General features: G+C 49.8%; 21 protein-coding genes and 2 tRNA genes. 12 read left to right on the forward strand and 11 right to left on the reverse strand.

Translation table 11 applies throughout. The features are described from left to right. Window positions 1-186: 186 nt before the first annotated feature. Window positions 187-1,674: an alpha-amylase gene (amyA, locus tag BJF97_RS18325; protein WP_032693582.1), complete on the forward strand. Its 1,488-nt coding sequence runs from the start codon at window positions 187-189 to the stop codon at window positions 1,672-1,674. 49 nt (window positions 1,675-1,723) lie between these two features. On the opposite strand, the gene yedD is transcribed toward amyA, so the two are convergent. Then, window positions 1,724-2,140, reverse strand: coding sequence for a lipoprotein YedD (gene yedD, locus BJF97_RS18330; RefSeq protein ID WP_177341158.1), 417 nt, complete (start codon window positions 2,138-2,140; stop codon window positions 1,724-1,726). Between the two features lie 457 nt (window positions 2,141-2,597). Between yedD and rcsA the strand changes: the two genes are divergently transcribed. Continuing rightward, complete coding sequence (gene rcsA / locus BJF97_RS18335; RefSeq protein WP_014229880.1) at window positions 2,598-3,221, forward strand: transcriptional regulator RcsA; 624 nt, start codon at window positions 2,598-2,600, stop codon at window positions 3,219-3,221. Between the two features lie 41 nt (window positions 3,222-3,262). On the opposite strand, the gene dsrB is transcribed toward rcsA, so the two are convergent. Further along, the gene (gene dsrB, locus BJF97_RS18340; protein WP_004136599.1) at window positions 3,263-3,451 is read right to left on the reverse strand and encodes a protein DsrB; all 189 of its coding nucleotides are present in this window, start codon (window positions 3,449-3,451) and stop codon (window positions 3,263-3,265) included. Between the two features lie 132 nt (window positions 3,452-3,583). On the opposite strand from dsrB, the gene yodD reads away from it, so the two are divergent. Further along, window positions 3,584-3,799: a YodD family peroxide/acid resistance protein gene (gene yodD / locus BJF97_RS18345; RefSeq protein ID WP_014229881.1), complete on the forward strand. Its 216-nt coding sequence runs from the start codon at window positions 3,584-3,586 to the stop codon at window positions 3,797-3,799. Between the two features lie 329 nt (window positions 3,800-4,128). Here yodD and dgcQ read toward each other — a convergent pair whose 3' ends face one another. The 3 genes from dgcQ to BJF97_RS18360 all read right to left on the reverse strand — a co-directional run bounded on the left by dgcQ (window position 4,129) and on the right by BJF97_RS18360 (window position 7,070). Then, complete coding sequence (dgcQ, locus tag BJF97_RS18350; protein WP_032693580.1) at window positions 4,129-5,796, reverse strand: cellulose biosynthesis regulator diguanylate cyclase DgcQ; 1,668 nt, start codon at window positions 5,794-5,796, stop codon at window positions 4,129-4,131. Window positions 5,797-5,903: 107 nt separating this feature from the next. Then, the gene (locus BJF97_RS18355; RefSeq protein ID WP_025106102.1) at window positions 5,904-6,083 is read right to left on the reverse strand and encodes a YodC family protein; all 180 of its coding nucleotides are present in this window, start codon (window positions 6,081-6,083) and stop codon (window positions 5,904-5,906) included. A 75-nt stretch (window positions 6,084-6,158) separates the two neighbouring features. Continuing rightward, on the reverse strand, window positions 6,159-7,070 hold the full coding sequence (locus tag BJF97_RS18360) for a DUF808 domain-containing protein (protein WP_004852222.1): 912 nt from the start codon (window positions 7,068-7,070) through the stop codon (window positions 6,159-6,161). 183 nt (window positions 7,071-7,253) lie between these two features. Between BJF97_RS18360 and yedA the strand changes: the two genes are divergently transcribed. Continuing rightward, complete coding sequence (yedA, locus tag BJF97_RS18365) at window positions 7,254-8,165, forward strand: drug/metabolite exporter YedA (protein WP_032693579.1); 912 nt, start codon at window positions 7,254-7,256, stop codon at window positions 8,163-8,165. Here yedA and BJF97_RS18370 read toward each other — a convergent pair. From BJF97_RS18370 to drpB, 4 genes are read right to left on the reverse strand one after another with little or no spacing between them, the layout of a single operon-like run. Then, entirely contained in the window at window positions 8,140-8,634 is a 495-nt protein-coding gene (locus BJF97_RS18370; protein WP_025106100.1) for a very short patch repair endonuclease, read from the reverse strand. The genes yedA and BJF97_RS18370 overlap by 26 nt on opposite strands. After that, window positions 8,615-10,048: a DNA cytosine methyltransferase gene (locus BJF97_RS18375; RefSeq protein WP_025106099.1), complete on the reverse strand. Its 1,434-nt coding sequence runs from the start codon at window positions 10,046-10,048 to the stop codon at window positions 8,615-8,617. Before BJF97_RS18375 ends, BJF97_RS18370 begins: the two co-directional genes overlap by 20 nt. A 56-nt stretch (window positions 10,049-10,104) precedes the next feature. Further along, the gene (locus BJF97_RS18380; RefSeq protein WP_014229888.1) at window positions 10,105-10,800 is read right to left on the reverse strand and encodes a phosphohydrolase; all 696 of its coding nucleotides are present in this window, start codon (window positions 10,798-10,800) and stop codon (window positions 10,105-10,107) included. A 42-nt stretch (window positions 10,801-10,842) separates the two neighbouring features. Then, on the reverse strand, window positions 10,843-11,124 hold the full coding sequence (drpB, locus tag BJF97_RS18385; protein ID WP_004852229.1) for a cell division protein DrpB: 282 nt from the start codon (window positions 11,122-11,124) through the stop codon (window positions 10,843-10,845). Between the two features lie 627 nt (window positions 11,125-11,751). Here drpB and BJF97_RS18390 point away from each other — a divergent pair. The 4 genes from BJF97_RS18390 (at window position 11,752) to BJF97_RS18405 (ending at window position 16,307) form a co-directional block, all read left to right on the forward strand. Next, window positions 11,752-12,822 carry a porin gene (locus BJF97_RS18390; RefSeq protein WP_014229889.1) on the forward strand — a complete coding sequence of 357 codons (1,071 nt, stop codon included), beginning with the start codon at window positions 11,752-11,754 and terminating at the stop codon, window positions 12,820-12,822. 652 nt (window positions 12,823-13,474) lie between these two features. Continuing rightward, the gene (locus tag BJF97_RS18395; RefSeq protein WP_014229890.1) at window positions 13,475-13,864 is read left to right on the forward strand and encodes a GtrA family protein; all 390 of its coding nucleotides are present in this window, start codon (window positions 13,475-13,477) and stop codon (window positions 13,862-13,864) included. Next, window positions 13,861-14,853, forward strand: a complete 993-nt coding sequence (locus BJF97_RS18400) for a glycosyltransferase family 2 protein (protein ID WP_014229891.1) — start codon at window positions 13,861-13,863, stop codon at window positions 14,851-14,853. Before BJF97_RS18395 ends, BJF97_RS18400 begins: the two co-directional genes overlap by 4 nt. After that, window positions 14,850-16,307: a glucosyltransferase domain-containing protein gene (locus BJF97_RS18405; protein WP_032693578.1), complete on the forward strand. Its 1,458-nt coding sequence runs from the start codon at window positions 14,850-14,852 to the stop codon at window positions 16,305-16,307. The genes BJF97_RS18400 and BJF97_RS18405 overlap by 4 nt, the downstream gene beginning before the upstream one ends. A gap of 441 nt (window positions 16,308-16,748) precedes the next feature. On the opposite strand, the gene BJF97_RS18410 is transcribed toward BJF97_RS18405, so the two are convergent. After that, window positions 16,749-16,838 (reverse strand) — tRNA-Ser (locus tag BJF97_RS18410). 90 nt (window positions 16,839-16,928) lie between these two features. On the opposite strand from BJF97_RS18410, the gene mtfA reads away from it, so the two are divergent. The 3 genes from mtfA (at window position 16,929) to BJF97_RS18425 (ending at window position 19,317) form a co-directional block, all read left to right on the forward strand. Continuing rightward, window positions 16,929-17,729, forward strand: coding sequence for a DgsA anti-repressor MtfA (mtfA, locus tag BJF97_RS18415; protein ID WP_161505340.1), 801 nt, complete (start codon window positions 16,929-16,931; stop codon window positions 17,727-17,729). 100 nt (window positions 17,730-17,829) lie between these two features. Continuing rightward, a tRNA-Asn gene (locus tag BJF97_RS18420) sits at window positions 17,830-17,905 on the forward strand. A gap of 161 nt (window positions 17,906-18,066) precedes the next feature. Continuing rightward, a complete protein-coding gene (locus tag BJF97_RS18425; RefSeq protein ID WP_032693577.1) occupies window positions 18,067-19,317 on the forward strand; it encodes a tyrosine-type recombinase/integrase in 1,251 nt (416 codons plus the stop codon). Between the two features lie 30 nt (window positions 19,318-19,347). Here BJF97_RS18425 and BJF97_RS18430 read toward each other — a convergent pair. Then, a protein-coding gene (locus BJF97_RS18430; protein WP_095033700.1) for an IS1-like element IS1B family transposase occupies window positions 19,348-20,045 on the reverse strand; the annotation gives its coding sequence in 2 pieces (ribosomal slippage) (window positions 19,348-19,796 and window positions 19,796-20,045; 699 coding nt in all). Window positions 20,046-20,103: 58 nt separating this feature from the next. Here BJF97_RS18430 and BJF97_RS18435 point away from each other — a divergent pair. Continuing rightward, window positions 20,104-20,985, forward strand: a complete 882-nt coding sequence (locus BJF97_RS18435; RefSeq protein ID WP_015689823.1) for a polysaccharide deacetylase family protein — start codon at window positions 20,104-20,106, stop codon at window positions 20,983-20,985. Window positions 20,986-21,003: the final 18 nt, after the last annotated feature.

Here is a 21,003-nt window from a genome sequence, read left to right on the forward strand (position 1 = left end):
AGTGATATTTTGCTGTAGTGTAAGGCGTTTAACCTTAGTCACCAACATCGATACGCTACATCTTATTCCAAATTATTATATATGATGCCTTTTAGGGCATAGTGAAAACGTATCGAAAACATCTCCATTTTGCTGGATATCTCTCATACTTCAATGGTCAGCTTGATGACGTATGGAGCATGGAAGATGAAAAAACCCACGTTACTGCAGTGCTTTCACTGGTACTACCCCACCGGCGGCGAATTATGGCGTGAAGTCGAAGCCCTGGCGCCAAACCTCAACGAAATCGGCATTAACATGATTTGGTTGCCTCCTGCCTACAAAGGCGCCTCCGGCGGCTACTCTGTCGGTTATGATTGCTACGATCTGTTTGACCTCGGCGAATTCGACCAGAAGGGGTCTGTCGCCACGAAATATGGCGATAAAACCCAGCTACTGGCCGCCATATCCGCCCTGCGCCAGCACGATATCGCCGTACTCCTTGACGTCGTGGTCAACCATAAAATGGGCGCGGATGAAAAAGAGCCGGTACGTATTCAGCGTGTTGATCAAAACGACCGCACGCAAATCGCCGAGGAGATTGTGGAATGTGAAGCCTGGACGCGCTACACCTTCCCGGTACGCGCCGGCAAATACTCTGAATTCATCTGGGATTATAAGTGCTTTAGCGGCATCGACCATATTGAGAATCCTGATGAAGATGGCGTGTTTAAAATCGTCAACGACTATACCGGCGAAGGATGGAACGATCAGGTTGATGATGAAATGGGTAACTTCGACTACCTGATGGGTGAAAATATCGATTTTCGCAATCGAGCGGTGACAGAGGAGATTAAGTACTGGGCCCGCTGGGTGATGGAACAAACCGGCTGCGATGGCTTCCGCCTCGATGCGGTTAAACATATCCCCGCCTGGTTTTATAAAGAGTGGATCGACCACGTCCAGGAGGTGGCGACAAAGCCGCTGTTTATTGTGGCGGAATACTGGTCGCATGAAGTCGATAAGCTCCAGCAGTATATCGACATGGTTGACGGTAAGACGATGCTCTTTGACGCGCCGCTGCAGATGAAATTCCATGAAGCCTCGCGGCAGGGACGCGACTATGACATGAGCCAGATTTTTAGCGGTACGCTGGTGGAAGCCGACCCGTTCCACGCCGTAACCCTGGTGACCAACCATGATACCCAGCCGCTGCAGGCGCTGGAGGCGCCGGTTGAGGCCTGGTTCAAACCGCTGGCTTATGCACTCATTTTGTTACGTGAAAACGGCGTTCCGTCCGTCTTTTATGCCGACCTGTTCGGCGCCAGCTACGAAGATACCGGCGGCGACGGCGAGACCTACGCCGTTGAGATGCCGGTTATTGAGCAATTACACGAACTGATCGATGCCCGTCAGCGTTTTGCTCACGGCGTACAAACTTTGTGGTTCGATCATCCGAACTGTATCGCTTTCAGCCGCAGCGGTACCGAAGAGGATCCGGGCTGCGTGGTGGTGCTTTCCAACGGTGACGACGGAGAAAAAACGCTTCCTCTGGGGGAAAACTACCGTAATAAACGCTGGCGTGATTTTCTCGGCAACCGCGAGGAAGTGATTGAAACCGACGATGAAGGAAACGGGGTTTTTACCTGTAACGGCGGCAGCGTCAGCGTCTGGGTTATCGAAGAGGCGCTATAAAATACAGAGAAACGCCGCGGGCTGAGAAGGGTTTCAGCCCGCAAAAAGCTTATTGCCCGCTTTTATCAGCCGAGGCCTTTTTCCATGCCTGTTCACACTCAGGGGTGAGACGATCCACCCGCTTGAGCGTCATCCGGTCGTAGCTCAGGGTATCGCCTTCGCGCTCAATCGGATAAACATCCAACGCGGAGGTGACGTTATAAACCGCATCATCACGCTTCATTAATTTACCCGGCAGGACGATAACCCGCTGCCACTGGCGACAGTCAAGGGTATTGCCCTCTTTGGTGACGATCAGGCTCGCAATCGCATCCGGGCTCATCATTTCACTCTGCGGGCCGGCCGATTGCCAGTATCCTTCCAGCCCAGCCGGCGCTGGCGCTTTAACAACCTCGCTGTAGCTATCAACCTGAACACAGCCGGCCAGGGCCAGCAGAGCGCCAGCAAACACTATCTTTCTCATCATCCATCCCACACACCGATAAAAAAACATTGTGGCATTAAAGCGTTAAGCTCGCCACCCTTCGCGATTCGGCAACAGCGCAGCAGGGCGAACGTCGGGCATACCCAATATGGTAAAAAATAGCCTTCAAATGTTAAGTTATTCTAACTCATCGAATAAAACCTATAAATCAGCCGATGTTATTTTAACCATTCAATATAAGGATAATCCTATTTTAAAAAGCCACCAAAATGGCAAACTTATATATGACGGGTATTTATTGTTTTTATTTCCTCCACATAGCGATTTGTAGCCTTTACTTTGAGAATATTCCTGGCAAATTATGGGGCTTATTACGGAATAGTTCAGGCTGCCTAATGGTTCCACGGCAGCAGTCGTTTTTTTATTGCTAACAAAATGGACTTCATCGCGCTTGTCAGCGAGGAATAAATTATCGTTACGTGTTGATTGAGGATGGGTCATGTCAACGATTATCATGGATTTGTGCAGCTTCACCCGGCTGGGATTAACCGGGTACCTGACGGGCAGAGGGGTAAGGAAGCGCGATATCACTGAAGTACACAGTGCGCAGAGCCTGAAGGCTCTCTGCGAGACTAGCCGCCCTACGGTGGTATTTATCAACGAAGACTGCTTTATTCATCATGAAGAGAGCAACCAGCTTATCCGGCAAATCATTAGCCAGTATCCTGCGACGCTATTTGTTATCTTTATGTCCCTGGCGAATATACATTTCGATCACTACCTGCTGGTGCGCAAAAACTTACTTATCTGCTCTAAATCACTGACCGAAAAAGACCTGGACGACATCCTTGCCATCCGCCTGAAATATGAGAACTATCGTCCCACCCGGATTAATATCCCCACGCTGTCCTTAAGCCAGACCGAATCAAATATGCTGCAGATGTGGATGGCCGGGCACGGAACCTCGCACATATCAGCGCAGATGAACATTAAGGCCAAAACCGTCTCATCGCATAAGGGCAATATTAAAAAGAAAATTCATACCCACAACAAACAGGTGATTTATCATATCGTACGACTGGCTGAAAACATCACCTCCGGAATTCACGTCAACCTGCGTTGAAAGACGCTGGCGGCCGCTGCCGCCAGTTCACTTGAGGCAAATCACTCGTCCCGCTCAACGAAAATACCGTCGGGATGACCGTTCTCATTAAAAAACCAGATCCCGAGCGGGTAATCTTCCAGCGAAACCAGATACATTACGCCTTCGCTAAACGACTCTATCGCCAGTACAACACCCGATCGACGTGGGCCACCATCGGTCTTCACCGTGACACGATCGTTTACCTGCATAACTCATCTCCTCTATTTTTGAGCCAGTGTAGAACAAAACTGCCGATCGCGCAGTGTCCTGCCCGGTAACTGCTGTTTTTGTAGACCGACTATACTTAAATAGCCCTGTCTGAGTTAAGCGAGGTACCCGCAATGAAAACCGCCAAAGAAAATCAAGGCGCAGGAAGCGTAGACGTTGACGCCCTGCTGGCGGCGATTAATGAAATCAGCGAAAGTGAAGTTCAGCGTACGCAAGACGATCCCCACCACGTCAGTATTGATGGCCGGGGTTACCACACCTGGCGCGAGCTGGCTGAGGCCTTTGAGCTCGATATCCATGATTTCAGCATCACGGAAGCCAACCGCTGAATTCTGAGCGAAAAAAATCCCGACTCGCAGGAGTCGGGATGAAGCTTGCTAATGCAAGAAGCACTTGAAAATTCGTTACACCAGGATATCCGATGCGCTACAAACATTACCCTCAATTATTTTGCATGACAACAAACATTCATGAAGCAAATTATTGAAAAACGTGGCTTAGCTTCCCCTTCACGCTGGCAACGCTCGCCAGGCAAGGACTGCAGACATTTGTTCTTCCACGAACGTCCGATCGCCGCCAAACGTTTTTTAAGAATAATCTCACTAAAATAACCGTAGTGGATGATTTCAATTCAATTTATTTACATCAGTAATTAATTTTACCCTTCGGCGCAGACCCGATCGCGTCCGTTTTGCTTGGCCAGATACAGGCGATGATCGGCAACAGACTGCAAATTTTCAAAGTTATACTCACCCGAATCCTCGCTACAGCTCACCCCAAACGAAGCGGTAATACGCAAAGACGTGCTGTTACCCAGCAAAATTTCGCGGCTATTGATCCGGATACGGATCCGTTCAGCAATCGCCTTCGCTTCTTTTAACGCGGTATTCGGCAGCACAATACAAAACTCCTCCCCGCCAACTCTCCCCGCAAGATCGCCTTGCCGAATATGGCTGGCGATAGTACTGGCCACCAGCGACAGCACGCGATCGCCCGCGTGATGGCCGTACAGGTCGTTAACGCTTTTGAAATAATCCAGATCGAGCTGAATCACCGCAACGGGCCGCTTTAAACGCTCGCTCAGGCGAGTTTCTGCAGTGGCGCGTTCAAACAGCGCGCCGCGGTTTAATAGGCGGGTTAACGCATCGTGCCAGGCCTGCCACTCCAGGGAGGTCTGCAGCACGCTCATATTGCGCACCATTCGGCGGATCACCAGCCAGGAGATCATCAACATCAGCGTGAACATGAGCCACATCAGCATTAAAGCAATGGTGATGCTGCCAAAGTCACCGCGGACGCCTTCCCGGATCGTATGGATACGGATCAGTACCCCATCAAAATTCCGTAAGTTTTCCCAGCTGATATAACGCGTGACCAGGCGAATCCCCCCCTGACTCTCATGAGAAGACGCGCGGCTCAGCATCTCCTGTTCCCGCGGCGACAGCAGCGTTAGTACGTTGCCCGGCGCGGAAGAGGCAATCAAATTGAGCTGATTATCGTAAAGCTGGTACTCGCCCTCTTCGCCCGTTTTAATCGCATTGACCAGAAACGTTTTCATCTCTTGTACCGAGAAATCCATTGCCAGTACGCCGAGCCAATAGCGCTGGAAATCAAGCGGAATAGACGCCGTCACCACCTGCATTTCGCGCTGCGACGCCTCATCGGGAAAGGTTTGCCACACGATGCCGCGAGCAGGATTATTCCTCTGCGTTTGCCGGGTAAACCAGGGGGCGCTTGTCGCCCGCGAATACAGCGCCAGCGCCTGTGTCGCATTCTTCAGCGGCTCGGTGGTGGTAAAAAAGCCGCTGCGCGACACGTACAGCATGCGTTTCGCAAAACCACGGTTGTTATTAGCCAGACGCAGCATATAGCCCAGCTCAAGGGTGGCCATGAGCTCATTGCCGGAAAAGGAATTATCGCGAGAGAGAAGCGCGTCGCCGTCGACAAACGCATCGGCAACGCCATAGACCGGCAGCGTCCGCCGGTTATGAATCTCAACGGACCAGAGGGGATCATGCCGCTTCTTTAAATAATCCTCTTCCGCCTTGCGCAATACGACAAAATCCAGCGGCGTTCCCAGCGCCGATTGCATCCCGTTACGAAAAAAAATCATTCTGTCGATATTAAACTGCAGCAGGCTGTCGAACTCATGGGAAACGTTTTCAAGATTATTGCGCTGGTTTGCGACGTAGGCTTCTTCAAGGACCTTGATCTCACGCCATATCAACAACGTGGAAAAGCAGAAGACGATAAAAAAACAGAGGTTAACCACATATCCGGGGCTTAAAATCTGGCGCAATTTTTTCACCCACATCAGCTTATCCATCGTTTTCTCGCAGCACGGTTAAAGAAGCAAACGTCATCCACGCTCCCTGTTCGTAAAACAACCATTAATATGAAAGCGCCCGACGAATGCCGGGCGCTGATAACGGGTCAGGAGCGGTTCAGCTTCCCTCCCCCTCCGCGAATAAGTTCATCTTCACGAAACGCCTCGCGCTTAACGCCGTAACCGTCATACCAGCGACATTCAACCATGCCGTTGGCGAACCCGGTAACGACCATTCGGGGGCCACCGCTTTTACGCCTGACTTCATCACTGACCAACAAGACCATTTTTGCCTCCGGTATCAGGAAGAAACAGATTTAACATAGACGAAGCTGAACCACTTTGCATGACCAGGAGCACATTTACTTTGCCGGACGACGCAGAGCGGCAATCGCTTTCACTCCAGCCAGCACGATGGCGCCAATGATGAATCCCAGCACCAGGTTGGCGCCCGTTGGCAGCAGCGAGGCAATGACCCCGTTCTGCCCATGGGCCAGATTTTCAATAGCGTGGTGCAGCGGCGCAATACCGTGGACCACAATACCGCCGCCCACCAGGAACATCGCCAGAGTGCCAACAATGGACAACACTTTCATCAGACGGGGCGCGATCGCCAACAACGCCTTGCCTGTCCACTGCGCCAGCGAGCTGGTTTTCTCCACCAGCCAGTAGCCCATATCATCCAGCTTGACGATGATCCCCACCAGACCGTAGACCCCCACCGTCACCAGAAGCGCGATGCCGGATAAAATCAGGATCTGATTCAATAACGGCGCTTCCGCCACAATCCCAAGCGTGATGGCGACAATTTCAGCCGACAAAATAAAATCGGTGCGTATCGCCCCTTTCACTTTATCCCGTTCAAAAGCCATAGGGTCCTGGTTCGCCAGGGCCTCAAGCCGCCGCTGGCGAACCTGCGGATCCTCCTTGTGTTTGCGCGCCTGCAGGCTGTGCAGCACCTTCTCGACGCCTTCAAAGCACAGAAACGCGCCCCCCAGCATCAGCAGCGGCGTAATCGCCCACGGAATAAAAGCGCTGATCAACAACGCCAGCGGCACCAGGATGACTTTATTGATCAATGAGCCTTTGGCTACGCCCCAAACGACCGGCAGTTCGCGGTTAGCCCGCACGCCGGTGACCTGTTGAGCATTAAGCGAGAGATCGTCTCCCAATACGCCTGCCGTTTTTTTTGCTGCCAGTTTCCCCATGACCGAAATATCATCGAGTAACGTGGCAATATCATCCAATAAGGTTAATAGACTACTTCCCGCCAAAGTTGCATTCCTTCATTTATGATTGTTCCTCCTGAAGTATGAAGCAAAAGCGCTTTTTCGCCCACCGGTGTCCATAGTCAACAAAAATTTAACCATAGCAGGCGAATTAAAGCACTCGCCAGCACGATAGTTTTCACGTTTACTATACGTCCCCTTTCTATCTCTGCACCGTCGTGAGGAAGTATGTCTACCCGTCAGCTGTTACCGCTCATCGGGGCGCTGTTTGCGCTGTATATCATCTGGGGTTCCACCTATTTCGCTATCGCCGTCGGCGTCGCCAGCTGGCCTCCGCTGATGATGGCTGGCGTGCGTTTTCTTTCCGCGGGCGCGGTGCTAACTGCCTGGCTGCTGGCAACCGGTCATAAGCTGCCTGCGCGAAAGCCGCTGCTTAACGCGGCGCTGATTGGTGTGCTGCTGCTGGCGGTAGGTAATGGCTTTGTGACGCTCGCCGAACATCAGCACGTGCCTTCAGGCATTGCGGCGGTCATGGTCGCGACGGTGCCGCTGTTCACCCTGTGTTTTAGCCGCTTTTTTGGTATTGCGACCCGTAAGCTTGAGTGGTTGGGTATCGCTATTGGCCTCGCGGGGATCGTACTGCTCAACAGCGGCGGCAACCTGAACGGTAATCCCTGGGGCGCGCTACTGATACTTATCGGTTCAATGAGCTGGGCGTTTGGTTCCGTCTACGGCTCGCGAATCGAGCTACCAACGGGGATGATGGCGGGCGCCATTGAGATGCTGGCGGCAGGCGTCGTGTTGATGATTGCTTCCACGCTAACCGGAGAAAAGCTAACCCAGATACCGTCGTGGTCCGGTATTTTTGCCGTCGCCTATCTGGCTATCTTCGGTTCGCTTATCGCAATTAACGCATATATGTATTTGATTCGTAACGTAACACCGGCGGTAGCGACCAGCTATGCCTACGTAAACCCGGTGGTCGCCGTACTGCTGGGAACCGGCTTTGCCGGAGAAAGCTTATCTGCCGTAGAGTGGCTGGCGCTCGGGATTATCATTTTCGCGGTCATTCTGGTGACGCTCGGCAAATACCTGCTCCCGGCGCGTCGTGAAATTACATCCTGTAAGGCGGAGAAGTAGCGTCCAGCACACCTATGCCCTGAGTATCGATCTGCGCGCACTGACCGCCGCCGCAGATCCACTCTTCCAGCCGTTCTCCCAGCGCGTCGTCATTGAGCTTCTTTCGCCCGCGCAGCGCGCACTCCCAGACCACCAGCACCCGCCATCCCTGCTCCGCCAGTCGCCCGATATCCCGGCGATCGCGCGCCACGTTTTTGGCTATTTTATCCAGCCAGAATGCAGTTCTTGTGGCGGGAACCTTGAACAGATAGCAATCATGATGATGCCAGAAGCAGCCGTGGGTAAAGATAACGCACTGATAGTCCGCCACGACAAAATCCGGGCGGCCGGGCAGCGCGGCATCCTGTACGGTAAAAGAGAATCCGGCGCCCGCCAGTAGCCCAGCCAGCCGTTTCTCTATTGCCGTATCGCGGGTGCCTATCGCGCGCATGTTTTTACTGCGGGTGGCTTTATCGTGAACGTCGGCCATGGTTAATCTCTTGCTCACGCCTGGCAACCGCTTGTTCAATACGCGGCGCCAGCAGCTTCGCCACCGCCGCAAATACCGGCACGACGACGGAATTGCCAAACTGGCGATAGGCCTGGGTATCCGAGACCGGAATACGGAAGCGATATCCCTGCGGCGTCTCAAAACCCATAAGCCTCGCGCACTCGCGGGGCGTCAGCCTGCGCGGACGACGAAGCTGGTTTTCAGGGTCATCAAAATGCTTTTCGCCCAGAGGCCGATCCCAGCCCCGGTCAATGAGGATTTCCGCGCCATCTTTGTAATAGCGCGCAGAGAGCGTTCGCGCCACGCTGTGCGGATTCGTTGGGTCGACGAGCCCGTAGCCAAAACCGTTCCCCCGCTCCTGGTGCTTACGCGCGTAGCGATAGAGATACTTCCACAGCACCCTGGTGAGAATAAATTTGTCGTCAACCGCGGGCTCCAGCAGCTCGCCAAAGGTCGGCCGGCGAGTGGGATAGAGAGCGGCGATATCGCGCAGGGTAAATCCCTCATGCAGCTGGAGATCGCGCCGGAAACCCACCAGCACAATACGCTCCCTGTGCTGGGGTAAAAAATAGCGCCCGTCGATGACTTTAGGGTCATCCGCCCCGGTATGCGCCGCGTCGGCAACCTCGTACCCCAGCTCATCCAGCGTCTGCATAATGATACGAAACGTCCGCCCCCGATCGTGACTCTTCAGGTTTTTGACGTTCTCCAGAACAAAAATCGGCGGCTGACGGGCGGCGATAATCCTGACCACGTCAAAAAACAGCGTCCCCTGCGTTTCGCAGGCAAAGCCGTGAGCGCGACCAAGGGCATTCTTCTTCGACACGCCGGCGAGAGAAAACGGCTGGCAGGGGAAGCCGGCCAGTAAAACGTCATGCTGCGGGATAGTCTGGCGTATATGCTGCGCGGCTTCTTCCTCGCTCACCTCAGGGAGATGGCTCAAAGTCACATCGCGGATATCTTCATTGAAACGATGCTGCTCAGGATCGCAGTACCAGTTGGCTTTATAGGTGCGCACCGCATGTTTATTCCATTCGCTGGTAAACACGCATTGCCCGCCAATCGCTTCAAAACCGTGGCGAATACCGCCGATACCAGCAAACAGATCGACGAAGCGGAACCCATAATGCGGATGATGCGCCGGCGGCTCCGGCAGGAGCGTGCGCAGGTGGGCCTGCTCCTGCCGGGTGATACGACCTGCCGCGCGCGCTACCGTCGCAACGCGCTTGAGGATAGCCGGGCTCCAGTGCTGCTCGCCGACGGCAATTAACTGCGCGACCAGCGTTTTGACATCGTATATCGCCATTAGCTGACGCAATAGCGCCTGCGCGTCTTCTCCGGTATGTTCAACCTTCAAAGACGGGGGATTTTCCTTGGATAAATTTTGCGCCATAACCTCAACCAGCCCGACTATTTTTGCAGAGGTTACCATAAATAGCGCGGTCAGTTTTATGCTAGTGGATCAAAGCGCTGCAAAACCTCAGCATCAAGCGCCATCGGCTCTCCGCGAAGCTCTGCGCTCAGCTTGGCCATAAACTGCACCAGAAAACGCGCATTGTGCACCGCCATTGCCCTGCCCTTTTCTGTCTGCATCGTTTTCGGTAAACGCAGCAGCTTGCACTGGAAGTGATCCAGCGCATACGTTTTGTCATCCAATTCCCGCCGGTCAGCAAAGGGATCGCGGGCATCAAACAAGCTATTGTTCAGCGCGCCGGACACCGCAAATACGCGCGCCAGCCCTATCGCCCCCAGCGCCTCAAGGCGATCGGCATCCTGGACGATTTTCGCTTCTTCGCTTTGCGGAGCAATTGCCGCGCTAAAACTGTGGGCTTCAATCGCGTGTAAAACCGCCGCGTAGCGTTCCGGGGGGAAATCAGGAAAAGCGGACTGAAGGATAGCCAGCGTTTTTTCCGCAGCCATCGCAGAAGAGCGGCTTCGCTCAGGATGGTTTTTCGCCAGGCTGACAATGTCATGAAAGTAGCAGGCAGTGAGGATCACCAGGCGGTCGGCAGCGGTCTCTTCGGCCAACTGCTGCGCGGTAGCCCATACCCGGCGGAAGTGTGAAATATCGTGAGCAGCATCCTCTTGCCCGTGATGTTGGCTTAGCCAGGCTTCAAATCGTTGCTGCCAGTGATAAAGGTCCATGCGCGTTCCTTTGATATAAGGCCAGCAACGAGCATAGCAATTTTAATCGTGATGTTCATACATCTGCGGATTAGGACGCGTGTACCAGGCGATCGCCCCGAGAAGGGTCCCGACAATACCCAACACAAGAAAACCCAGCAGCGCGCCAATCCATTTTCCTGCCGTTGAGCCGAGCTCGCCGTCAATCGTCGCTCCGGGCACGCTTTCAATCTTCCCGACAACCCACCAGTAACGCGCCATCGCCCACAGGAAATAGCCGCAAAAGGCGTAAAATGCCCACAGCGCCAGTTTCCCGCCAGGACTTCTTTTCGCTTTATCTTCCATTCATTTGTTCTCCATCTACTTCACAACCCCTATCACCCACCGGTAAAAATGTGATATCGGTCACATTATATAGCGAAAACGCCTGCAAAACAGCAGATCCCTCTCTCACGGGTTCGATTTTGCGCCCTGGTCGGGAGCACGACCCTATCGCCTGCTATATATAGTCAATGAATTCATTTCGTTTTTAAATAATACAAATTAATGAATATAATTGAATTTCTGAGACTATATTTACCCCCACCCTCCCTGCCTCAAATATCATATTTGCTTGCTCGCTCTTCGCTTTATCCTTACAAAAAAGCGGCGGCAATCAGAGATTGAGAAATAAACATATAATATATAAATACAATCTAACAATACATAGAGCACATGAAGCTTATGGACAACAAAAATCATACAAAACCAATCATAACCCAATGTTATTAAAAGACATAAATACAATAAATAAATTTTCAAACATCAATACAATTTAAATATAATGAATATAACAGAAACATTTTGTAATATTAGATATAATTTACTTACATTTTTAATTTAAAGAAAAATGAACTTCGTCGTTAGTATTTAATAGTCACCCCGGAAGGAATGACACAATTCATATTAATTATAATCAAAAGGGAATGTATAATGAAAAGAAAAGTACTGGCAATTCTGGTTCCAGCTTTATTAGTTGCTGGCGCGGCTAATGCAGCAGAAATCTATAATAAGAACGGCAACAAACTGGATTTCTACGGCAAAATGGTTGGCGAACACATCATGACCCATGATGGCGGCAACAACAACTCTGACGATACCTCCTATGCGCGTTTCGGCGTCAAAGGCGAGACCCAGATTAGCACTGAACTGACCGGCTATGGCCAGTTTGAATACAACATCAAAGCGGACAAACCGGAAGGTCAGCAGGGCAGCGCTACTCGTTTAGCATTCGCCGGTCTGAAATTCAGCGACTACGGTTCATTCGATTATGGTCGTAACTACGGCGTGGTTTATGACGCGGCGGGTTACACTGATATGCTCGTTGAGTGGGGTGGTGACGGTCTGGTTTACACCGATAACTTCATGACCGGCCGTACCAACGGCGTAGCAACCTACCGTAACACCGACTTCTTCGGCATGGTGGATGGCCTGAACTTTGCTCTGCAGTATCAGGGTAAAAACAACGATACCACCGCGAAAAAATCAAACGGCGACGGTTTTGGTTTCTCCGTTAACTACAACTTTGACGGCTTCGGTTTCGTTGGCGCCTACAGCAACTCTGACCGTACTGATGAACAAGCTGCGGACCGCAGAGGCGAAAAAGCTGAAGTCTGGAACCTGGCGGCTAAATACGATGCAAATAGTCTGTATGCATCAGTCATGTACGGTGAATCCCGTAACATGACTCCGCTGGAGAAAACGACTTTTGGCAGCTTTGCCAATCACACCCAGAACATCGAAGCCGTTGTTCAGTATCAGTTTGATTTTGGCCTGCGTCCATCCCTGGGCTATGTCTACGCGAAAGGTAAAGACCTGGGCGCCAAAGAAGACACTAATGCGGATATCATGAACTACGTTGAATTGGGTGCATGGTACTATTTCAACAAAAACTTCAACGTTTACACCGCATACAAATTCAATCTGATCGATGATGAAGACGCGGCGGTAAGTGGCGCAGCCACCGACGATCAGTTCGCCGTGGGTATCACCTACCAGTTCTAAGACTGCCTGGTTAATCTAAAGCCCGCCTCGTGCGGGTTTTTTCGTTTTTATCAACGGCTCCTCGTCCTGCATCGCGAATATCGCTACACGGCATAAAGATGAGGCGTTGCGATCTATTAACGATTGCTCATACAGTAAATCAGGAAGATGATAATTGTAGCCCCTTCGAGGCGTGATATCCTTTGTGACGGGAGACGTTGGAAGAAAATTACGTCATCATGTAAATCATACAATTAACAATAAAAAGCAAAAAACTCACAATATTTTCACTCCCCGCCCTCAGCCCTCAGCCTTATCCGGGAGATTTAAACTGTTTTTTCTTCTTGAGCGCAGCAACGTCCGCGCATAAATACCGTAACAGTAGACAAGTTAATACCGCAGCTCTGCCTGATATGACCGCACCAGAGCTCACGCCTCCGATTGCTTTCCGGCTTTTATATCGCCGCCATTCGGCATTATCATATCCATACAAGCTCGGCCAGAGAAACGTAAAACAATACCCGCCGAGGAATATGTCTACGGTAATAAAAACCCGGGTTGACACCGACCACGAGTTGGCGTCAAATACTTATATTTCAGGGGCTCATTGCTTATATCGACCGTGCATTCAGTCTCTTAACCGCCCCTTTACAAAATTGATGTAAATCAACAAATGATTAATTACACCTTGAAAAAAAATATATCCAGAGAAGCGGTCAGGTACATTATCGTTGGCCTGGCAAATACAGCCATTACGGCAGTTGTTATATTTGGCCTGATGCATGTCGGCGTGGGAGTCTACCCTTCAAATGCAACAGGTTATGTCGCTGGCATTATTTTCAGTTTTGTTATGAATGCGAAGTTCACTTTCTCAACGACATTGAGTCCCCTGAGATTTATCAAATTCGTATCCACATGCGCTTTTTGTTACATTTTAAATTTAATAGCAATGAAAGTTTTTTTCATTGTCATACCTAATGCTATTTATACAGCGCAAGTTGTAGGCATGGTGATTTACACAACAGCTGGTTTTATTCTAAACAAATACTGGTCAATGAAATGAAAGAAATTAATATAAACCACACGAGGAGCAAAATACCTTCGTTAGCAATCGTTGTTCCTTGTTATAATGAAAAAGAGGCCTTTCCATACTGCCTGGAGGGGCTTACCACGGTATTACAAAACCTCCTTGCAAAAGAAAAAATCGCTCGAAATAGTTATATCCTCTTTGTCGATGATGGCAGTAAAGACAACACCTGGGAACAAATTAAATCCACATCACAGGAAAAGTCATTCGTCCGCGGTCTGAAATTATCAAGGAACCGGGGCCATCAGATCGCCCTGCTGGCGGGGTTGGCAAACGCGGATACGGACGTTACCGTAAGTATTGATGCAGACTTACAGGATGATATAGGTTGCATTGAGAAAATGATCGACAAATATCATGAAGGGTTTGAGATTGTTTATGGCGTACGCGACAACAGGAGTAGTGACTCAGTATTCAAAAGGGCAACAGCCAATAAATTTTATTCTCTGATGTCAGGGCTGGGTGTCAATCAGGTTCCTAACCATGCGGACTTTCGGCTTCTTAGCCGTACAGCGTTGACAGCATTAAAAGATTTTAAAGAACAAAATTTATATTTAAGGGGGCTAATTCCGCTGTTGGGTTATAAGTCCAGCAGCGTTTATTATAGCAGAGATGAAAGGGTTGCAGGCGAATCAAAATACCCCTTAAAAAAGATGGTAGCACTGGCGTTAGAAGGAATAACGTCTCTGACAATTACCCCATTACGTATGATCGCCGCCGCTGGGGTTGCCACATGCCTTCTATCTTCACTAGCTGCAATCTATGCCTTCATTGAGAAGCTCCTGGGAAATACCGTTGCGGGTTGGACATCTGTAATGATTGCGATTTTCTTCCTTGGCGGTGTCCAGATGCTTTCTTTGGGGATAATTGGCGAATACGTTGGGAAAATATATATGGAATCCAAAAATCGGCCCAAATATTTTATCGAAGAGGTAGCAAAACACGAAATGAGAGGCGAGCAATGAACACTGAGGACGAACGGATGACGTCTTACACTAAAAAAATTATTGCAATGCTTTACCTCGCGGCAATTTTCTTAGTTTATAGCCCAACGATTATATTTAGCTACGCATTTTCAGATGACTGGTCGACACTTTCCGATGTTTTTTCAGGGAAAGGTTCTCCGTTTCAATGGGATATGCAATCCGGCAGACCCTTGTATGCCGTTGCCAGACGACTTGCCTTTACGCTAGTTCACAATCTCGATGACCTTGCCTATCTTAGATTTTTTACCGTAATATCGGCATTTGTGTTGTGCTTTTTCCTTTTTTCATTTATAGAAAAAAGAAACATATTCGAGCGTAAGATAACAACTATCGTATTCCCTTTGTTAATATGCCTGACGCCTGCAGTACAGGTTTATAATTCCTGGGCGACATGTTTCCCTTTTGTACTCTCCATACTCCTTGCCGGAATAAGTTATGCGACATTAAAACCCATCAATAAGAAAACGACAATTATAAGATTTGCAGCATCCGTCATTATTTTATGGTTTGCATTTGCCATATATCAACCAACGGCGATGGCATTTTTATTTTTCGTCATGCTTGATAACTGTCTGAAAAAAGACAAACCATTTTCCATCAACATTGTTCTAATCAGTGGCGCAGTTTTATTTATCGGCATGCTTGGTAGCCTGCTGTTTTCAAAATTTGTACCTGTATGGTTATATGGCAGCTCAATTGCACGTGCCGAGTTAACTAATAATCCACTTGAGAAATTACGATGGTTTATAAAAGAACCGTTGATTAACGCTATCAACAACTTTAATATAACTCCAGGCACCTTTTTCACAACGCTCTCATTAATAATTTGCGCAATAGGTTTACTTTCAATAATAAAAGGCAAATCAGGCCCGATTAAGGTTCTCATGTTTATTATCATGGGGATTGGCGCCTACTCTCCAAACTTATTAGTCAAGGAAAACTGGGCTGCATATAGGTCACTGATAGCACTGGAATTCTTCACATGCGCTCTTATTATTATTGGGTTAGATGCCTTGACAAGCAAACTCAACATAGCAAAAAAAGCGCTACCCATATTGACGGTATTCGCGATGATCGCTGCATCATACAATATCTTTAATGGTTTCATTATCCCACAAAAATCGGAGTTAAACGCATTAGCCAGCGCGCTTTCCTACAAGGTGGGGAAAACATTTACAGGGGATGTTCTTTTTGACATCCAAGATCCTGCCTATAACGCCTTTACTAAAATACAACGTTATGACGAGTTTGGCAATATTTCCCTTGCGGCTCCCTGGGCTATCAAGGGGATGGCGGAGCAAATCTTAATTAGCAAGTCAATGCATTTCAGGCTTCCCGATTATGTTATTCTGACGGCAAAGGAGCAATGCGCCACTGATTGCATCATTATAAAAACGGGCGATGCGATGAGGAGTTCAACCTCCAACTACTGAAACTTTTCGCCACCACGCATACCGGTATATGATCCCGCGCCAGATCCGCGCGGGATAGTTTTTATCCCGGCAGCTCGGGCCTGGGTCATAAGTCTCTCTATCACCTCACAGCGCTCGACAGTCAACCATGCTTCCAGTGCTTTTCTGAGTTCGCTTCTTTTCATCCATCATCCCTTCTCTTGAGGATATCCTTACAGAATCCGAGTGTAGCAAGGGCAGTTAACTGCTTTGTTATCTGTGATACAAGACGGGCTAAGCTATTGTAAAGAGTGTGAGCTTGTGAACTAAAGAGGATAAAAGTGGATGCCCAGCAAGAGGCAACATGGTAAAAAAGACAGCGTTAGAGGCGAGAAAACAGAGCGATAGAAAGAAATTTTAATGCAGGGATTCGTGCAGGGCAAAATCAAAAGCGCTTTGCGACTGACTGATTTTGTTGAATAGTGGCGGAGAGAGGGGGATTTGAACCCCCGGTAGAGTTGCCCCTACTCCGGTTTTCGAGACCGGTCCGTTCAGCCGCTCCGGCATCTCTCCGCTGTTGAGGTTGCTATAATGCCAGGTTCTTTGGCATTTTAATAGTTCCTGTCTCTTTAATTCAGTTCAAGTGACGACTTTGCGAGCAATATGATGTTTAAATGGCCCTGGAAAGTAGATGAAGAGTCCGGCAACGCGGAAATCCCCTGGGAAAAGGCGCTTGCCATCCCTGTATTAGCCAACCTCTCCGACCATGAGCAGCAGCAGCTGGCGCAAATGGCATCCCGCTTTTTGCAACAGAAGCGTCTGGTTGCATTACAGGGGCTGGAGCTCACTCCCCTACAGAGCGCTCGTATCGCGCTCCTGTTTTGCCTGCCGGTTCTCGAACTGGGCATCGAGTGGTTAGATGGTTTTCACGAAGTGCTTATCTACCCTGCCCCCTTCGTTGTCGACGACGAATGGGAAGATGATATCGGCCTGGTGCATAGCCAGCGAATCGTGCAATCAGGGCAAAGCTGGCAGCAGGGGCCCATTGTTCTAAACTGGCTGGACATTCAGGACTCCTTCGACGCTTCCGGTTTCAATCTGATTATTCATGAAGTGGCGCATAAGCTGGATACCCGCAATGGCGATCGCGCGAGCGGCGTGCCGTTTATCCCCCTGCGCGAGGTGGCTGGCTGGGAACACGATCTCCATGCTGCCATGAACAATATTCAGGATGAGATTGATCTGGTCGGTGAAAGCGCCGCCAGTATTGACGCCTACGCGGCCACCGATCCTGGCGAATGTTTCGCCGTACTCTCTGAGTACTTCTTTAGCGCGCCAGAGCTGTTCGCCCCGCGTTTTCCCGCGCTTTGGCAGCGTTTTTGCCTGTTCTATCGCCAGGATCCGCTGGAGAGATTACGTGAGAATACCCCACCGGATGACGGCAATAGCCCGGCAGTACACTAAAACAACGACCTGCACTAAATTTAGCCATTTGAATCAGCAAGTTAAATTTAATGTTGACACAAAAATCCGAGACCAGTAGTATTCGCCCCGTTCACACAATTCCTCTGTAGTTCAGTCGGTAGAACGGCGGACTGTTAATCCGTATGTCACTGGTTCGAGTCCAGTCAGAGGAGCCAAATTCTTGTTTTCATGCCTCTTTGCGAATCCTTATGTGATTTAGATTCAATAAGTTAGCGCGAAAAATCTTCCCGATGCATTTTTAGTTTTTCCTCCGCATCGGGAGAATTTGGTGGTCAGATTTGGGGTCATGTTGGTTCGATGACGGAGTGACCCCCAAATGTCTCTTAACGACACAAAAATCCGCAACTTAAAACCATCCGCTAAACCCTTCAAAATTTCCGATTCCCATGGTCTGTACCTGTTGGTTAATCCAGGCGGTTCACGTCTCTGGTATCTCAAATATCGTATCAATAGAAAAGAATCTCGCCTTGGCTTAGGCGCCTACCCTGACGTGTCTTTAGCTAATGCTCGTCAACAGCGTGATGGTATCCGTAAACTCCTCGCGCAAAATATCAATCCAGCACAACAGCGCTCTGCTGAAAGAACCACTTCCACACCAGAAAAAACCTTCAAACATGTGGCACTGGAGTGGCATAACAGCAACCGAACATGGTCTGAGAACCACGCATCCCGCCTGCTTGCCAGCATGAACAATCATATATTCCCTGTGATTGGACACTTGCCGGTAGCTGAACTGAAACCTCGTCACTTTATCGACCTGCTGAAAAGCATTGAGAAAAAAGGTCTGCTGGAAGTCGCAGCACGTACCCGGCAGCATATGTGCAACATCATGCGTCATGCTGTGCATCAGGAGTTGATAGAGCACAATCCCGCGGCAAATCTGGAGGGTATCATCGCCCCGCCAGTTAAACGTCATTACCCCGCCCTTCAGTTGGAGCGACTACCGGAACTGTTGACTCGCATTGAGGACTACAAGCAAGGACGAGAGTTAACCCGCCTGGCTGTCTCACTCACCCTTCACCTATTCATCCGTTCCAGCGAACTGCGTTTCGCCCGTTGGTTTGAGATCGATTTCAAAAATAGAATCTGGACCATTCCTGCCACTCGCGAGTCCATCCCCGGCGTCCGCTACTCTGGCCGTGGTGCAAAAATGCGTACTCCACATATCGTTCCACTCTCCTGTCAGTCTATTGCTATTCTGAAACAGATACGGGAAATATCCGGACATCAGGAACTTATATTCCCCGGCGATCATAATCCGTATAAACCGATGTGCGAAAACACGGTCAATAAGGCGCTACGCCTGATGGGCTATGACACAAAAGATGAAATCTGCGGCCACGGATTTCGGGCAATGGCATGTAGTGCCCTGATGGAGTCTGGCCTATGGGCGCAGGATGCGGTTGAACGGCAGATGAGTCACCAGGAGCGTAACAGCGTTCGAGCGGCTTACATCCATAAAGCAGAATATCTCGATGCCCGTAAAGCGATGATGCAATGGTGGTCAGATTATTTGGACAGATGCAGAGAGGAATTCGTGCCACCCTATGTCAGGGGCCGCCAGTAGCAGATGGTATGAACCGGTAATGACTCCAACTTATTGATAGTGTTTTATGTTCAGATAATGCCCGATGACTTTGTCATGCAGCTCCACCGATTTTGAGAACGACAGCGACTTCCGTCCCAGCCGTGCCAGGTGCTGCCTCAGATTCAGGTTATGCCGCTCAATTCGCTGCGTATATCGCTTGCTGATTACGTGCAGCTTTCCCTTCAGGCGGGATTCATACAGCGGCCAGCCATCCGTCATCCATATCACCACGTCAAAGGGTGACAGCAGGCTCATAAGACGCCCCAGCGTCGCCATCGTGCGTTCACCGAATACGTGCGCAACAACCGTCTTCCGGAGCCTGTCATACGCGTAAAACAGCCAGCGCTGGCGCGATTTAGCCCCGACGTATCCCCACTGTTCGTCCATTTCCGCGCAGACGATGACGTCACTGCCCGGCTGTATGCGCGAGGTTACCGACTGCGGCCTGAGTTTTTTAAATGGCGGAAAATCGTGTTGAGGCCAACGCCCATAATGCGGGCGGTTGCCCGGCATCCAACGCCATTCATGGCCATATCAATGATTTTCTGGTGCGTACCGGGTTGAGAAGCGGTGTAAGTGAACTGCAGTTGCCATGTTTTACGGCAGTGAGAGCAGAGATAGCGCTGATGTCCGGCAGTGCTTTTGCCGTTACGCACCACCCCGTCAGTAGCTGAACAGGAGGGACAGCTGATAGAAACAGAAGCCACTGGAGCACCTCAAAAACACCATCATACACTAAATCAGTAAGTTGGCAGCATCACCCTCATGGCGAAAGAAATACTATGTGGTTTTGGAGTGGGTGTAGATGCCGTTGCAGGCTGGCTATCTTCTTATGGGGGAGAAGATTCTCCAAGCGATATATCTCGCGGTATGTTCGCTGGCGAAGTAGGTACTCCACGTCTTCTGAATCTATTTGACCAGTTTAATATCCCCACCACCTGGTTTATGCCTGGTCATTCCATCGAAACCTTTCCTCGGCAAATGGAAGCAGTTGTCAATGCTGGACATGAGGTAGGGGTTCATAATTACAGTCATGAAAACCCAATATCTATGTCGCCTGACCAAGAAAGAGAAGTCCTTCTAAAAGGCATTGACATGGTCACAAAATTAACAGGGAAGAGACCTACTGGGTATGTCGCTCCATGGTGGGAATTTTCTCCTGTAACCACAGATCTTCTATTAGAAAATGGCATCAAATATGACCATTCACTAATGCATCATGATCATCAGCCTTATTATGTCAGGAAAGGTGATTCCTGGACCAAGATAGATTATTCCAAGACACCGACCGAATGGATGAAACCGCTGGTACGCGGAGAAGAGACGGACCTTATTGAATTACCCGCCAGTTGGACAATCGACGATATTCCTCCTTTCATGTTCATGAAAACAAAACCCAACAGCCAAGGTTTCATGAATCCCAGGGACATCGAACAGTTGTGGAGAGATCAATTCGATTGGGTCTACCGTGAGCATGAATATGCGATCTTTACTTTTACGATTCACCCGGACGTATCTGGACGCCCGCACGTGTTAATGATGCTCGAACGCCTCTTAACTCATATGCTTGGTCATCCAGGGGTGAAATTCCTAAAATTGAATGACATTGCAGATGACTTTGCCAAGCGATCTCCACGGATAAAATAATGATACGGCAGCCGATAA

Source organism: Klebsiella sp. LTGPAF-6F (assembly GCF_001753185.1).
Lineage (GTDB): Bacteria > Pseudomonadota > Gammaproteobacteria > Enterobacterales > Enterobacteriaceae > Klebsiella > Klebsiella michiganensis.